This window comes from Rhizobium sp. HT1-10 (assembly GCF_049472505.1).
Taxonomy (GTDB): domain Bacteria; phylum Pseudomonadota; class Alphaproteobacteria; order Rhizobiales; family Rhizobiaceae; genus Rhizobium.
Genome location: NZ_JBCEBQ010000010.1, coordinates 179096 through 194310, shown reverse-complemented (window position 1 = coordinate 194310; position 15215 = coordinate 179096). Strand labels below are relative to the sequence as shown.

The window sequence follows — 15215 nt, the reverse complement described above, 5'->3', positions numbered from 1 at the left end:
GGTTTCAGGCTCGTCTCGCGATGAAATGGCCTGGGTTTATTTCCTCGTGGTGGAAGATATCGGGTTCCTCGCCGACCTTATGGACGGGATTTGGGATCTCGCCCTCGATCAGTGTCGTGCTGCGGCCGCGTCCGGGATCGGCGACGGGCACGGCGGACAGCAGGCGGCGGGTGTAGTCGTGCTGGGGCGTTTCGAACACCTGGCGGCGGCTGCCCATTTCCATGATTTGGCCGAGATAGAGCACGGCGACCCGGTGGCTGATCTCCTCCACCACGGCCATATCGTGACTGATGAACAGGTAGGCGAGGCCCCGCTCGGCCTGCAGGTCCATGAACAGCGCGATGATCTGTGCCTGGATCGACACATCGAGCGCCGACAGGGCTTCATCGGCGATGATCAGCTTGGGGTCGGAGGCGAGCGCACGGGCAATGCAGACACGCTGGCGCTGGCCTCCGGAGAACTCGTGCGGATAGCGGTCCGCTTGGGCCGATGTCAGGCCGACGCGCTCCAGCAGTTCGTCGACCCGTTGGCGCACAGCCTTGCCGGACAGCAGCCCATGGGTGTTGATCGGCTCGGCAATCGAGAAGCCGACGGTCTTGCGCGGATCGAGCGAGGCGAACGGGTCCTGGAAGATATACTGCACATCCTTGCGCAGGCGAAAGCGTTCCGCCGCCGACATGCTCGCGAACGGCTTGCCATTGAAGGCGATATCGCCGGAGCGGCTTTTCTGCAGCTGCTGGATGGTGCGCCCGATGGTGGATTTGCCGGAGCCGGATTCGCCGACCAGTGCCAGCGTCTCGCCGGGATAGATATCGAAGCTGACCCTCGACACCGCGTTCAGCCGATGCGTCACCCTGCCGAGCATGGTTTTGCGGATATCGAAGGTGACGGAGAGATCCTTGACCGACAGGAGCGGCGGGCCGTCGTAGCGGGCCGTGTCCTGCACGCGCTCGTTTCCGACGAGAACGGGCTTGCCGTCTTCAAGCACGGTAAACGGCATGCGCTTGGGAAAGTCCTGGCCTTCCATGCTGCCCAGACGCGGCACGGCGGCGAGAAGCGCGCGGGTATAGGGATGCTTCGGATTGGCGAAGATCTCGGCCACCGGGCCTTCCTCGACCTTTTTTCCCTTCCACATGACCACGACGTCGTCGGCCATCTCGGCCACCACGCCCATGTCGTGGGTGATGAAGATCATGCCCATGCCGAGCTCCGACTGGAGATCACGCAGGATGGTGAGGATCTGCGCCTGGATGGTGACATCGAGCGCCGTGGTCGGTTCGTCGGCGATCAGCAGCTTCGGCCGGCAGGCGAGCGCCATCGCAATCATCACCCGCTGGCGCATGCCGCCGGAAAGCTGGTGCGGATAGCGCTTCAGCAGCTGTTCCGAATCGGGCAGCCGGACCATGTCGAGCAGGCGGCGCGCCTCTGCTGTGGCTGCCGACTTGCTTATGTCTTCATGCAGCAGCAGTACTTCGCAGATCTGGTCGCCGATGGTGAAAACCGGGTTCAGCGAGGTCATCGGCTCCTGGAAGATCATGGCGATCTCCTTGCCGCGAATGCGCCGCATGTCCTTGTCTGAGGTCTTCAAGAGGTCGCGCCCGCCAAACAGGATGCGACCTTCGGCAAACGTCGCGCCCATGATGTCAGCAAGCCGCATGATCGAGAGAGAGGTGACGGATTTGCCGGAGCCGGATTCGCCAACCACGGCCACGGTGCGCCCGGGCGAAACGGCGAAAGACACGCCGTCCACGACGCGGTTGCCGCCGAACTCGACGCTCAGACCTTCGATCGAAAGCAGGGGCATGCGATCTACGGTCGCGGTCATGACAGCGCCTCCGGCCGGGAGCCGGCATTGGGGGTGGAAGGCTCGGCCGGGGCCGGCGCGATATGGGCGAGAATGGCACCGGCGGGCTGGAAGGTGCCGGCTTGCGCGGCAATGGCGAGAATGCCCGACCGGGGCGCAGTGACGGCCGTCTCCATCTTCATCGCGTCCATCATGGCAACCACGCTTCCCTGGTCCACATGGTCGCCGTTCGACACGATCCAATGGGCGAGGTTTCCGGGGAGCGGAGCGCGCAGTGCCGTGTCGTCCACAGGCTCCGGGGCGGCCCGTTCGCCGTTGTTTGCCGGTGCGCGTCCAAGCAGGCTGAGGAAGGAGGCTGGCAGGCGCAGCTCGACGCGCTTGCCGTCGATCTCGACATGACCGCACAACGTCTCTTCTGCGGCCACAGGCTCCGGACGGTGCTGCCTTTCCAGCTCGTCCGCGAAATCGGTTTCGATCCAGCGCGTATGAACCCTGAAATCAGGGCCGGCGAAATCCGGATGGGCAAGCACGGCACGGTGGAAAGGCAGCACCGACGGCACACCGTCTATTTCGAACTCGGCCAGGGCGCGGCGGGCACGGGCAATCGCTTGGGCGCGATCAGGCCCCCAGACGATCAGCTTGGCGACAAGCGAATCGAACATCGGCGCCACGTCTGCGCCGCTCACAACACCGGTGTCGAGCCGGACGCCCGGACCGGACGGCGGTGCGAACCGCGCAATCCGGCCGGCAAACGGCAGGAAGCCACGCGCCGGGTCCTCGATGTTGATGCGGAATTCGATGGCATGGCCGCGCGGCGCCGGCGTCTCGGTGAGGCCGAGCGGCTTTCCCTCGGCAATGCGAAACTGCTCCAGCACGAGATCGAGGCCTGTGGTCTCCTCCGTCACCGGATGCTCCACCTGCAGGCGCGTGTTGACCTCGAGGAAAGAAATGACGCCATCGGCGCTCAACAGGAACTCCACCGTGCCGGCCCCGACATAACCTGCCGCCTGGCAGATATCCCGGGCAGCCTTGTGAATGACGTCGCGCGCAGCGTCGGACAGGAAGGGCGCCGGTGCTTCCTCGACCAGTTTCTGGTTGCGGCGCTGCAGCGAGCAGTCACGCGTGCCGACCACGAGCACGGTGCCGTGGCGGTCGGCAAGAACCTGCGCCTCGATATGGCGCGGACGCTCAAGAAACTGCTCGACATAGCATTCGCCGCGCCCGAAGGCGGCGACAGCCTCGCGCGTTGCCGAATTGAACAGGTCTTCGACCTCGTCCAGATGCCGCGCGATCTTGATGCCGCGTCCGCCGCCGCCGTGGGATGCCTTGATCGCAATCGGCAGGCCGAACCGGCGGGCAAAAGCCAGTGCCTCAGTGGAGCTGGAAATCGCGCCATCGCTGCCGGCCACCAGCGGAGCCCCGACGGAGCGGGCGATGTCGCGCGCCCGCAGCTTGTCGCCAAGCGCCTCGATGACTTCAGGGTCCGGGCCGATCCAGGTGAGCCCGGCGGCCATGACGGCAGCGGCAAAGCGCGCGTTTTCCGACAGGAAGCCGTAACCCGGATGCACCGCATCCGCTCCGGCGCGGTGGGCTGCGGCGACCAGCTTGTCGATGTCGAGATAGGTCTCCTTCGGGCTCGACCCCTGAAGCGCATAGGCCTCGTCGGCAAGGCGAACGAACAGCGCGTCGACATCCGCGTCCGCATAGACGGCGACCGAGGCAAGGCCGTAGTCGCGGCAGGCCCGGATGATGCGAACGGCGATTTCGCCGCGGTTGGCTATCAGCACCTTTTTCATCGCTGTCTTCCTGCTATCAGCTGCGGGGCAAAGGGAGCGGTCGCGACAAAGCGGATGCGCGTACCGACTGGGATCTGCCCCGCAAGGTCGAGATGATGGGCGGCGACATTGGCAATCACCGGATATCCTCCGGTCAGCGGATGATCGACCAGGAACAGGACCGGCTGGCCGCTCGCCGGCACCTGGATAGCGCCGCGGATTGTGGCTTCGCTCGGCAGTTCCGAAACGATGCTCCGCTCAAGTGGCTCGCCCTCGAGGCGCATGCCGACGCGGCTCGTTTGGGGCGAAACCGTCCAATCCTGTGCGAGAAATCGCGCGACGGCGTCCGGTGTGAACCAGTCCGTCCGTGGACCGAGCACGACGTCGAGACAGACGGTTTCATCCGCCTTCGGCATTTCAAATGCCAGTCCGTCTGAAAGCGCAACCGAGGCGCCGACGGCCACATCGCAGATCTGGATGACCTCGCCGACCTTCAACGGTTCCGGGCCAATCTGCGCCAGCATGTCTGTCGCGCGGCTGTCCAGGACCGCTGCGATATCGAAGCCGCCGCGCACGGACAGGTAGCTGCGCATACCCGACATCACGGTGCCGACCGTCACCACGTCGCCATCCTCCACCGCAAAGGCGCGGTGATGCGCGACCTCGATGGCATCACCCTTGCCGGTCGCCACGGAAATCTTCGCCTCTGCGCCCGTCATTGCCATGACCCCCTGCCCGCGCAGACGGAAGGAGAGACCCCCCAGCGTCATTTCCAGCACGACAGTATTATCCGGGTTGCCGACAAGCCGATTGGCGGCCGCAAAACTCGCACGATCGGCCGCGCCGGAGCGACCGATGCCCTGGGATACCAGGCCGGGACGCCCGCAATCCTGGAAGAGAACGGGAAGTCCGATGGCGACGATCTCGATGGCGCTGCCGGCGCTGCCTGCGGCGGCGGCCGTTCGGGTGGGAAACGAGCTGCCGGAAGACTTGGTCTCGACCGTGCATGCTCGATCGGTTGCCATATCGCGGAAGCGTACGCGCTGGCCCGGCTGCAGCAGCGAAGTCGGCTCGCGCCCGAGGTCGAACATATCGAGCGGCGTTCTGCCGATGAGCTGCCAGCCGCCGGGACTTGCCTTCGGGTAGATGCCGCTAAAGGCACCGGCAAGCCCGACCGAACCAGCAGGGACCATCGTGCGCGGCGATTGCCGGCGCGGCACGTTCAGGCGCGGGTCGCCCTTCGCAAGATAGGCAAATCCCGGAGCGAAGCCTGTAAAGGCGACGAGGTAGTCATGTCCGGTGTGCAACCGGACGACTTCCTCTCGCGAGATCGAAAGCAGAGCGGCGACCTCTGATAGATCCTCGCCGTCATAAAGCACAGGAATCTCCACCAGCGGGCCTTCGGCTGCCTTGGCGACCGATCCGCTGAGGTCGAGGATGACGGCTTGCAACATCGCCGTGGTGACGACTGAAGGATCGAACTCGATCATCAGGGTGCGGGCGGCCGGAATGAGCTGGCGGACGCCGGAAATGGCTTGATGCCTGAGGGCGTCATAGAGCGCTAGCGTCTCCTCAAGATCGGCGAGTTCGACAAGCACGCAATCGTCCCGCATGGGCAGAATGCGATTGCCATCGGCCACCCGATGATCCGGAGCTGCCTCACTCATGCGTTGTCCACAAAGGCACGCAACACGAGCCCGGCCTCCTGCAGCCGCAGCCGCAGGCATCGTGCCATCTCGACCGCGCCGGGGCTGTCGCCATGCACGCAGATGCTCTGGGCTTTGATCCGCGTCGGCTTGCCGTCGATGGAATCGATGACCCCTTCGCGCACGAGCCTTACCATGCGGCGAGCCACCTCTTCGGCATCATGAAGCACTGCGCCTTCTTGGCGGCGCGACACGAGATGGCCATCGGAGGTGTAGGCGCGGTCGGCGAAGGCTTCCTCGATTACCCGAAGGCCTGCGCCTTTCGCCTGTGCCACCAGAGGTGAACCGGCCAATGCCATCAGCACCAGTTCCGGATCCACCGCCTGAATAGCGGCAATCACGTCGTCGGCCTGGCGCGCGTCGGTGGCAATCGTATTGTAGAGCGCACCGTGGGGCTTAACGTAGGTGACGCGCGTTCCGGCAGCTTGGGCAAGCCCCTTCAGCGCACCGATCTGATAGATGACATCGCCGATGAGCTCGTCGCTCGTCGGGTCCATGTTTCGCCGGCCGAAGCCTGCCAGGTCTCGGTAGCCGACATGGGCGCCGACGGCAACGCCCCGCGCGGCGGCCGCCCGCAACGTCCTTAAAATGCCAGCGGGATCGCCTGCGTGAAAACCACAAGCGACATTGGCGCTGGTGACGACGTCAATCACAGCCTCATCGTCCCCCATTTTCCAAGGGCCGAAGCTTTCGCCGAGATCACTGTTGAGGTCGATTGTCCGCATGCGCGAAAACATCCCCGCCATAATTAAGCCCCGATGCTAGCAAGGGAGAACAATCCTGTCCAGAGTGTTGAACAATATTTGCACATTGCCCTACAAGTGAGCGAATGCCATCTTGTTGTGCAGCCATCTCTAGGCCTTCGCCATTGATGTTGCAGCGCCAATGCGCCTAAGGCAGTGTGGATGAACGACGAATGAGAAATCGGCTGGGAATGGAAACAAGTCCGGCAGAATGTGCGCGCCTAAGACAGGTGTCCAGACAAACGAGATGAGATGACCAGTTCCACCGAAGCAGCAGAGACGGTTTTCGCCCCCGGGGCCGAGAGGCAGGGGGTTGCGTTGGTGTCGAGCCAGGCGTCGGGTCAGACCTTGGCCGAAACAATCGCGGCCCGAATTCGCGATCAGGTCGTCTCCGGGCGCCTCACACCCGGCAGTCACCTTTCGGAAATTGCGCTGAGCGAGGAGATGCAGGTCTCGCGCAACACGTTGCGCGAGGTGTTCCGCATGCTCACCAAGGAAGGCCTGCTGCGCCACGAGGCCAACCGCGGCGTCTTTGTCACCACGCCCAGCATGTCGACGATCATGGACATCTACCGCATACGCCGCATGGTCGAGTGTCCGGCTCTGGCGCAGGCGCATCCAAGCCATCCCAGCGCCAGGAAGATGCGTGCCGCAGTCGAGGCCGCCCGTCATTGCAGGATCGAGGCCGACTGGTTGGGCGTCGGTAGCGCCGATATCGCGTTTCACGCGGCCATCGTCGACCTCGCCGATAGCCCTCGCCTTTCGGCATTCTTCTTCGAGGTCTCTCTGGAACTACGCCTGGTGTTCGGGCTATTGCGGGACCCTGAGTTCCTGCATGCTCCCTTTATCGACCAGAACCTGAAGATCCTGACCGAGTTCGAGGAGGGAAAGCCTGCAGAGGCTGCCGCAACCATGGAGGCATACCTCAATCAGGCCGAACGCTTCATCATGAGCGCCTACGGCCGGCTGCCGACCAAAGGCTGAGGAAGAAAGGGATCGGGCGGGTCACGCCTCGCCTCTAAGCCGCGGGTCACCAATGATGGCATGTTCGTCAAGATTAGCCGGTTCTGGTCGGCTTCCTCAAGGGCCCTCGCTGCGTCGCTAAAGTTAGTTCAGTAGGGCGTTTTCACAGACGCTCTTTGCGCCGTCGCGGCGTCGGTCCACCAGATTAGATCGCCAATCATCTGGTTCGTCGAACGTCCGATGCTGCCGCCGGGATCTGCAACAAGTTCCGCAGCGTCATCGAAAGCAGTTGAGATTTGCGGCACGGCCAATGAGCTGGAAACCACGACCATTCCCATTTCAGACAGAGTATTCCGCCAAGCCATCGCAGCCCTTACGCCGGCAAGCCGACCGGCGGAGTAGCTTGCTATCGCAGCCGGTCGCCAGAACCATTCCTCCAGGAAATGGTCAGTGAGGTTTTTCAAACCAGGTTGAACGCCCCAATTATACTCACCCACAACGAACATAAAGGCATCCGCAGCCTTGATTTTGTCGGCCAGGACCTCGAGGTTGGCCGGAGCCTCGCCTTTGGGATATTCCTTGTACATTCGGTCGAGGATCGGCAATCCGACTGCCTTGGCATCGATCAATTCTGCGTCGTTTCCTGCCTTGCGCAGTTCTTCGACAAGGAAGTTCGCCAAGCGAATTCCTTTGCGGTCGGAGCGGTAAGAGCCGTATAATACCAGAATTTTCCGCATGATAACCTCGTCCAATTGCGACTTTCTTTTCCCGACCTAGAGAGCGCAGCCTAGCACACCCGACAGGGATTGCTGGCGTCCAGTCCGGCTACGTTGTCTTGATTTCGTCACGAACCTGGCCATGGGCAACCACTGCGAAAAGGCCGGTGCCGCCGATGATGTTGCCGATCAAGGCCGGCAGTAGGAAACCGCCGACGGCGGTCAAGAAGCTGGTTTGTCCCGACAACACAAGTATCCAGGCTTCAGTCGAACCCGCCACGACATGGCTGAAGCCACCGATGGCGATGATGTAGGTGACGAAAAAGATGATCCAGAACTCACCGCCGCGCGCGTTCGGCATCATCCAGGCAACGGAGGCCACCAGAAATCCGGCAGGCGTTGCCAACAACAGCGTCGTCAGGAAGTCGTGTTGAAGGACCGCCTTCGATAATTCGACAGCGCTGTTCAGATTATCAGGTTCGACGATGATGCCATAGGCGATCAGTGCCGCCACGAAGAACGTGCCTGCCATGTTTGCCAGGAAGACCGCCATCCACAGCCGCATCAATCGTCCGAAATTACGCAGGGTGAAATTCGTCGCCAACGGTAGGACCGCCGTCACCGTGGTTTCGGTGAAAAGCTGCAGCTTGCCGAGAATGACGATGACGAAGCCGACGGGGTATCCGAGGGCGACGATCAGTTCGCGCCAGGCGGTATCGGGCAGACGCGCCTGAAGAAAAGCTTCGGCAAGGACCGACGTGCTGATCGCAACGCCAGCAGCAAAGCCGGAAAAAAGCAGCGAGCGGATCGGTCGAGCGAGCTCCTCGTCACCTTGCAGACGAACCACCTCATGGACCACCTTCGCAGACGCGGAATTAAGCGCGTCGACCGAGCGCTTGTCCTCCTCCGACATCTTGTTGGACGGCAAAGCCTCTTCGGCACTTTTCCTGTCGTCGGCCAAACACGTCCCCTTGCCTTGCCGGACGTTGCCGCCGGACCAATTGATAGGGGCAGGAGATGGCGGAGAATGCCATTTCGTCAAGGCGCCAGAGAAGCTTCAGCCACCGGGGATAGCACCGGCGGCTGAAGGTTTTCCCGATCCTCACCTCGAGGCTTTGCCGCCCAGCAGGATCAGCGGGCAGCCCAATTCATTCCTCGACGGAAGATCGTGTTCATCTGTGGCACTGAAAACTCTTTGGCCTGGTGGCCGAGCGCGGAATAGAACACTCGACCCTTGCCATAATGCCGCTTCCAGGCCACCGGCATGACGACCCCGTCGATCCAGTAGGCATGCTCACCTGTGAAGGTCGTGGTCGCAAGCACTTCATTCGACGGGTCGACGTGCATGTAATATTGCTCGGATGTGTAAGGAAAGTCTTCGATGCCCGCCATGATCGGATCATCGCCCCGGGTGATATTCACCGTATAGTCGATGATATTTCCGGGATGTGCCACCCACTGTCCACCGATGATGAACTGGTATTCGACACTGTCGCGGAAGCTGTCGCCAGCCCCGCCGTGATAGCCGGCTATGCCGACACCGCCTTCGATGGCGCTGGCCAGGTTCTTGACCTCCTCCTTCTCGATCTTCGACATCGTCACGATCGGCACGATGAGACTGAGATCGTGTATGGACGGATCGGCAAAGGCCTCCGTGGAGTTTTCCAGATAGACCTTGAAGCCGTCCTCCTCCAGCATGTCGCGCACGACGAGGGCGCATTCCTGGGGTTCGTGGCCGCTCCAGCCGCCCCAGACGATAAGTGCTTCGCGCATGTGATCTTCTCCCTTGATTATCGACCGATCAGCCCGTCCACGAGAGACGTGGACAACGCATCGGGACGTTCCGTTTTTGTGGTGATAGCAACCGTTTGGCCGGTATCTGAGGCTGTCTGGAAGGCTTCCATGACTTCAAGCACATGAAGTGCGAGGCTGCCGTTCGCCCTGTGCGGCCGGTTGGAGCGGATGGCATGGGCCATGTCGGCAACGCCGAGAGAGCGGAAGTTGCCGTCGGCATAAGGCGCGGTGACGCTATGGGTCTCGAAGGTGCCGCCCTTCTTCAGATATTCTACCGGCCCTTCGAAACGGTTGGGATCAGGCACGATCAGCGTGCCTTCCGTGCCATAGACTTCGATCGGCACGTGCTTATGGCCAGCGACATCGAAGCTCATGCCGATCTGGACGACGGCACCATTGGCAAAGGCCATCACGCCCGCCACATGCGTTGCCACCTCGACCGGGATGCGCTCGCCGTTGCGCGGCTCGCTGGTGATGATGCGCTCCTTGCGCGGCGAAACGGCAAAGCCGGCGACCTGCGATACCGGCCCGAGCAGATTGACGAGATCGGTGATGTAATAGGGGCCCATGTCGAGCATCGGGCCACCGCCGACTTCGTAGTAGAAGGCTGGGTTCGGGTGCCAGCGCTCGTGGCCCGGGCACATGAAGGTGGCCGTGCCGCCGACCGGCTGTCCGATCAGTCCCTCGTCGATCATCGCCCGCGCCGTCTGATGGCCGCCGCCGAGAAAGGTATCGGGCGCAGCCCCGATCCTCAGGCCCTTGGCCGCTGCCGCCTCCGCAAGCCTGTTGCCCTCGGAGAAATTGATGCCAAGCGGCTTTTCCGAATAGGTATGCTTGCCGGCATCGAGCGCCTGGAGGCCGACGGCAACGTGCGCCTTGGGGATCGTCAGGTTGACAATGATCTCGACTGTCGGATCGGCAAACAGCGCCGCCCCGTCGACGGCCTTGACCCCGAACTCCGCAGCCTTTGCCGCAGCCAGCTCGGGGTTAAGGTCCGCAATACCCCTGATGTTGAGGATGGGGAACGATTTCATCGCCGTCAGATAGGCGCTCGAAATATTGCCGCAGCCGATGATGCCGATGCCGACCTTTTCCATGGATGTCTCCTCCCAGATATTTCCTGTTGCTGCTGATCAGAGCGCCGGCGCAGGGCCGGTGGTGCTCCAAGGGGATTCGTAGAGTTCGCGAAGGGCAACGACGGCGGCACCCTGAGCCCAGGTCTCGTCCGTTGACTGATCGACAACCAGTTCCGCGACACCCTGAATGGACGGCGGGATCGCAGCCGCGTAGGCCTGTCTGAGGCTATCGAGGAACGGCGCCCCCAAAGCCAGGGTGGAGCCGACCAGTATGACGCGCGGCGGCGCAAACATCGTGACGATGTTGGCCAGCGCCATGCCGCAGGCCGCCCCGGCACGCGTGGCAGCGACGATCAGGTCGTTGTCTTCCCCGGCGATCAGCGTCTGGGCATGGGCCATGCCACGACCCAGCCGAACCGCCTCGGCGAAGCGTCCGCTGCCCGCATGCGCTCCAAAAATTGCGCTTTCGCCCGCCTGACTGGCGAGCCGGATTGCGCCTTCCGGCCCCATGCCGACGACGAGATCACCAAGGTTGTGGCTGAGCCCGCCCGCGCCCCGGAACAACTGGCCTCCGTGCAAGACGCCCAGTCCCAAGGTCTTTTCGAGCGAAACGACGATCACGTCATCGAGATCACGCGCCTGGCCGAACCAGTGATGGGCAAGCGTGATCGCATGGGCGTCGCTCTCGACGATCGTGGTGATACCCAGCCGCTGCGACATTTCCTTGGCGAAATCGACCCCGGTCTCGCGGAAGATCGGGCTGGTGCGGACATGGCCAGTGCGATGCTCGATGACGCCAGGCAACCCGAGACAGACGAGATCGATTTCGGTCAGGGACAGGTCGGCATCGACCACGCAGCGACGGACCCCGTCTTCGATCAGATCGGCGATCACGCTGATGGGTTGGCGGTCGACGCGCAGCGCCAGGGTCTGCCGTGACAGCACCATGCCGCAAAAATTGGTCACGACGAAGACCATCCGATCCGCTGCGATCTTCGCGCCGACGACCCGCGCGGCAGCCGGGTTAAGCTCCAGGGCAACGCGCGGGCGACCCCGCGCCGCAGCATTGCGGAGGTCGCCCTCGTGTCGGGCGAGGATCAACCCGTCATCGAGGAGGGCGGCCGTGATGGCAGAGACAGTCGTCGTCGACAGCTGGGTCCTTTCGCTGATCTCGACCCGGGCAAGCGGACCTGCCCTGCGGATCGTGTCGAGAATGCTAAAGCGATTGATCGCCCGCATCAGTTCTGGGTCGGCGGTTTTCATGGGGACGAGCAGCCTGTGGGACACGCGCCGGCGACACATTTTTGCCGGATCATGAATTAAATAAGCCCGCTTGCTTGATCAGTGTCAAGCGCATCTGCCTAAAAATTGCGTTTGTCGATTGACAACCGAGCAAAACTGCGTTGATTTAATCCGCATAAGGGAAAAATGGTGAGGACTTGTCATTCCCTTGGGAGGAGAATCCATGCTTCAGATCGTTGGGGTGAGAGCCCTTCGCGGTAAACGCACCGCTATGCTTACTGTTTCCACCGGACTTGCCATTCTGCTGGGTGCTGCCAGCGCCATGGCAGACACCACCGTCAAATGGCTGCATCTTGAGCTCGACCCCGGCTATGTCGCGATCTGGCGCAAGATCGCCGACACCTACGAGGCCAAGCATCCGGGCGTGAAGATCCAGATGCAGTTCCTGGAAAACGAAGCTTTCAAGGCAAAGCTGCCGACCTTGCTGCAATCCAGCGACGCGCCCGATTTCTTCTACAGCTGGGGCGGTGGCGTGCTGAAACAGCAGATGGCGACAGGCGCCCTGCTCGACCTGACAACGGCCATGAAAGCCAATGACGGCGCTTGGCAGAAGAGTTTCAATCCTGCCGCCATCGAAGGCCTGACCTTCGACGGGAAAATCAGCGCCGTACCCTTCAAGCTTGGAACGGTGTCGTTCTTCTACAACAAGGCGTTGTTTGCCAAGGCGGGCGTCGATGCGGCCGCGATCAAGACCTGGGATGACTATCTGGCTGCGGTCAAGAAGATCAAGGATGCTGGGATTGTGCCGATTGCCGGCGCCGGCGGTGAGAAATGGCCCATTCACTTCTACTGGAGTTACCTTGTCATGCGCGACGGCGGCCAGAAGGTCTTCGACGCCGCCAAGAATGGCAAGGGTAATGGCTTCAACGATCCGGCAGTCGTAAAGGCCGGCGAACAGCTGGCCGAGCTCGGCAAGCTCCAACCGTTCCAGCCGGGCTATCTCGGCGCCACCTGGCCGCAGACGCTGGGCGTGTTTGCAGACGGCAAGGCCGCCATGATCCTTGGCTTTGAAAATACCGAGGGCAACCAGAAGACAAATGCCGGCGACGGCAAGGGTCTTGCGAGCGACAATATCGGCCGTTTCGCATTTCCCGCCGTGACAGGTGGCGCAGGGGCGGTCACCGATACCCTCGGCGGCCTAAACGCCTGGGCCGTCTCGAAGAAGGCGCCGCCGGAAGCGCTCGATTTTCTCGCCTACCTCAACAACGCCGATAACCAGCGGCTGATGGCAAAGGCGGGCATGATCATACCGGCTGCCGTCGGCGCCAAGGATGGCATCACCAACCCGCTGCTGAAGCAGGCGGCCGAGCAGCTCGCCCAAACGACCTGGCACCAGAACTTCTTCGACCAGGATCTCGGACCTTCCGTCGGCCGTGTGGTCAACGACGTGTCCGTCGGCATCGTCTCCGGTCAGATCGCGCCGAAGGACGGTGCGGCACAGATCCAGGACGCTTTCGAGCAGGACCAGCTCTGACGCCGAACCGGCGGTCTTGTCTTAAGGCCGCCGGTTTCATCCTGATACTAAAAACGCGGGATCTTCATGACCGATATCAGCGCGACATCGACCATCCGGTCAACAGCGCCATCGAAGGCCGCCATCAGGCGGAAGGGGTCTGCCGGCCGTGGCCAGTTGCCGGTGCTGCTCCTCTTCCTGCCTCCGGCCCTGCTGCTTTTCACCCTCTTCGTCATTCTGCCGATGGGGGAAGCCGCCTGGTACAGCCTCTATAAATGGAGTGGTTACGGCGCGCCCACCGATTTCGTCGGGCTGCGAAATTTCCAGGTCCTGTTCAACAACACTGCCTTCCTGACCTCGCTCAAGAACAACGCGCTGATTGTCGTGGTCTCGATCATCGTGCAGATTCCGCTGGCCATCTGGCTGTCGACCATGCTCGCCAACAAGATCGCCGGCGTCGTTCTCTTCCGGCTGATCTTCTTTCTGCCCTATGTGCTGGCCGAAGTGGCGGCCGGCCTCATCTGGCGTTTCGTCTACGACGGCGACTACGGCCTGTTTGCTTCGCTGGCTCATCTTTTCGGCGTGGAGACACCCTATGTCCTTGCCGACAAGGATCTGGCGATCTACGCGGTGCTCGCCGTCATCGTCTGGAAGTATTTCGGCTTCCACATGATGTTGTTCATTGCCGGCCTGCAGTCTCTCGACAAGAGCGTGCTGGAAGCAGCCGAAATCGATGGCGCGACCGGCTGGCAGAAATTCCGATATGTCACCCTGCCCCTGCTCGCCTCGACGCTGCGTCTCTCGGTCTTCTTTGCGATCGTCGGCTCGCTGCAGCTTTTCGATCTCATCATGCCGCTGACCGGCGGCGGGCCTTTCAACTCGACCCAGACGATGGTGACCTTCCTCTTTAACTTCGGCGTCACGCGCATGCAGGTGGGTCTCGGCAGCGCCGTCGGTGTGGTGCTGTTCGTCATCTGTGTCACGCTTGCCTTCGGCTATAAACGGATATTCATGCGCAATGACTAACATGAGCACAGGCGTGCGCGTCAGCGCTGGCACAAAGGCCTATCTCTATCTGTCGCTGACCCTCATTGCGGCCATTGTCCTCGTTCCCTTGCTGACGACGGCGATCGGTGGCTTCAAGAGCCTCGGCGATCTCCGGGTCAATCCCTTCGGCCTCCCCGCTGAATGGCACCCCGAGAACTACACCGACATCCTGTTCGGCGATCGCTACTGGCGACAGATGATGAATTCGCTGGTCATCGCGGTCCTCACGGTCTTCCTGACCGTGACCGTGTCTGCGATGGCGGCCTTCACCTTTGCCCATGTCCGCTTCTTCGGCTCGAACTTCCTGCTCAACTACTTCCTGATCGGCCTGATGTTTCCAGCCGCCACGGCCATCCTGCCGCTGTTCATCCGCATCCGCGATCTCGGACTGCTCAACACCTACTGGGGCGTCGTCCTGCCGCAGGTGGCCTTCGGGCTTGGCATGAGCATCCTGCTGTTGCGCAATTATTTCAAGAATTTGCCCGAAGAACTTTTCCAGGCGGCACTGGTCGATGGCTGCGGCTACATCCGCTTTTTCTGGTACATCACCCTTCCGCTGTCGCGCCCGATTATCGCCACCGTCAGCATCATTTCCTTCGTCGGCAGCTGGAACAGCTACATCCTGCCGCTGATCATGCTGAACTCGGAATCGATCTATCCCTGGCCGCTCGGCATCATGGTGTATCGCGGCGAATTCGGCACGCAGTGGCAGCTGGTGCTTGCCTTCATCACCCTCACCATCCTGCCCACCATCATCGTCTTTTTCCTCGCGCAGAAGCATATCATCGCCGGCCTCACTGCCGGTGCCGTGAAGTCCTGAGAAGCGCAATCGGAGC

Annotated in this window: 13 protein-coding genes; 4 read left to right on the top strand and 9 right to left on the bottom strand. The window is 62.0% G+C overall.

All coding sequences use genetic code 11. The annotated features are described in order from the left end of the window. Window positions 1-4 precede the first annotated feature (4 nt). From VH564_RS21880 to VH564_RS21865, 4 genes are read right to left on the bottom strand one after another with little or no spacing between them, the layout of a single operon-like run. Window positions 5-1825, bottom strand: coding sequence for an ABC transporter ATP-binding protein (locus tag VH564_RS21880; RefSeq protein ID WP_423341959.1), 1821 nt, complete (start codon window positions 1823-1825; stop codon window positions 5-7). Further along, window positions 1822-3600: an acetyl/propionyl/methylcrotonyl-CoA carboxylase subunit alpha gene (locus tag VH564_RS21875; RefSeq protein ID WP_423341958.1), complete on the bottom strand. Its 1779-nt coding sequence runs from the start codon at window positions 3598-3600 to the stop codon at window positions 1822-1824. The genes VH564_RS21880 and VH564_RS21875 overlap by 4 nt, the downstream gene beginning before the upstream one ends. Then, on the bottom strand, window positions 3597-5246 hold the full coding sequence (gene pxpB, locus VH564_RS21870) for a 5-oxoprolinase subunit PxpB (RefSeq protein WP_423341957.1): 1650 nt from the start codon (window positions 5244-5246) through the stop codon (window positions 3597-3599). Before pxpB ends, VH564_RS21875 begins: the two co-directional genes overlap by 4 nt. Beyond that, window positions 5243-6010, bottom strand: a complete 768-nt coding sequence (locus tag VH564_RS21865; RefSeq protein WP_423341956.1) for a LamB/YcsF family protein — start codon at window positions 6008-6010, stop codon at window positions 5243-5245. The genes pxpB and VH564_RS21865 overlap by 4 nt, the downstream gene beginning before the upstream one ends. 339 nt (window positions 6011-6349) lie before the next feature. On the opposite strand from VH564_RS21865, the gene VH564_RS21860 reads away from it, so the two are divergent. After that, on the top strand, window positions 6350-7012 hold the full coding sequence (locus VH564_RS21860) for a GntR family transcriptional regulator (RefSeq protein ID WP_423342003.1): 663 nt from the start codon (window positions 6350-6352) through the stop codon (window positions 7010-7012). A 128-nt stretch (window positions 7013-7140) separates the two neighbouring features. Here the strand turns inward: VH564_RS21860 and VH564_RS21855 are convergent, their stop codons facing one another. From VH564_RS21855 to VH564_RS21835, 5 genes are all read right to left on the bottom strand, one after another. Continuing rightward, window positions 7141-7731 carry an NADPH-dependent FMN reductase gene (locus tag VH564_RS21855; RefSeq protein WP_423342002.1) on the bottom strand — a complete coding sequence of 197 codons (591 nt, stop codon included), beginning with the start codon at window positions 7729-7731 and terminating at the stop codon, window positions 7141-7143. An 85-nt stretch (window positions 7732-7816) separates the two neighbouring features. Beyond that, a complete protein-coding gene (locus VH564_RS21850) occupies window positions 7817-8668 on the bottom strand; it encodes a formate/nitrite transporter family protein (RefSeq protein WP_423341955.1) in 852 nt (283 codons plus the stop codon). A gap of 170 nt (window positions 8669-8838) precedes the next feature. Further along, a complete protein-coding gene (locus VH564_RS21845; RefSeq protein WP_423341954.1) occupies window positions 8839-9480 on the bottom strand; it encodes a ThuA domain-containing protein in 642 nt (213 codons plus the stop codon). 17 nt (window positions 9481-9497) lie between these two features. After that, window positions 9498-10598, bottom strand: a complete 1101-nt coding sequence (locus tag VH564_RS21840; protein WP_423341953.1) for a Gfo/Idh/MocA family protein — start codon at window positions 10596-10598, stop codon at window positions 9498-9500. Window positions 10599-10634: 36 nt separating this feature from the next. Continuing rightward, entirely contained in the window at window positions 10635-11840 is a 1206-nt protein-coding gene (locus VH564_RS21835; RefSeq protein WP_423341952.1) for an ROK family protein, read from the bottom strand. A gap of 250 nt (window positions 11841-12090) precedes the next feature. Here VH564_RS21835 and VH564_RS21830 point away from each other — a divergent pair, with 250 nt between their 5' ends. The 3 genes from VH564_RS21830 (at window position 12091) to VH564_RS21820 (ending at window position 15199) form a co-directional block, all read left to right on the top strand. Beyond that, window positions 12091-13353 (top strand): ABC transporter substrate-binding protein, encoded by a 1263-nt coding sequence (locus tag VH564_RS21830; protein WP_423342001.1) that lies wholly within the window; start codon window positions 12091-12093, stop codon window positions 13351-13353. Between the two features lie 66 nt (window positions 13354-13419). Then, the gene (locus VH564_RS21825) at window positions 13420-14358 is read left to right on the top strand and encodes a carbohydrate ABC transporter permease (protein ID WP_423341951.1); all 939 of its coding nucleotides are present in this window, start codon (window positions 13420-13422) and stop codon (window positions 14356-14358) included. Continuing rightward, the gene (locus VH564_RS21820) at window positions 14351-15199 is read left to right on the top strand and encodes a carbohydrate ABC transporter permease (protein ID WP_423341950.1); all 849 of its coding nucleotides are present in this window, start codon (window positions 14351-14353) and stop codon (window positions 15197-15199) included. Before VH564_RS21825 ends, VH564_RS21820 begins: the two co-directional genes overlap by 8 nt. Window positions 15200-15215 lie beyond the last annotated feature (16 nt).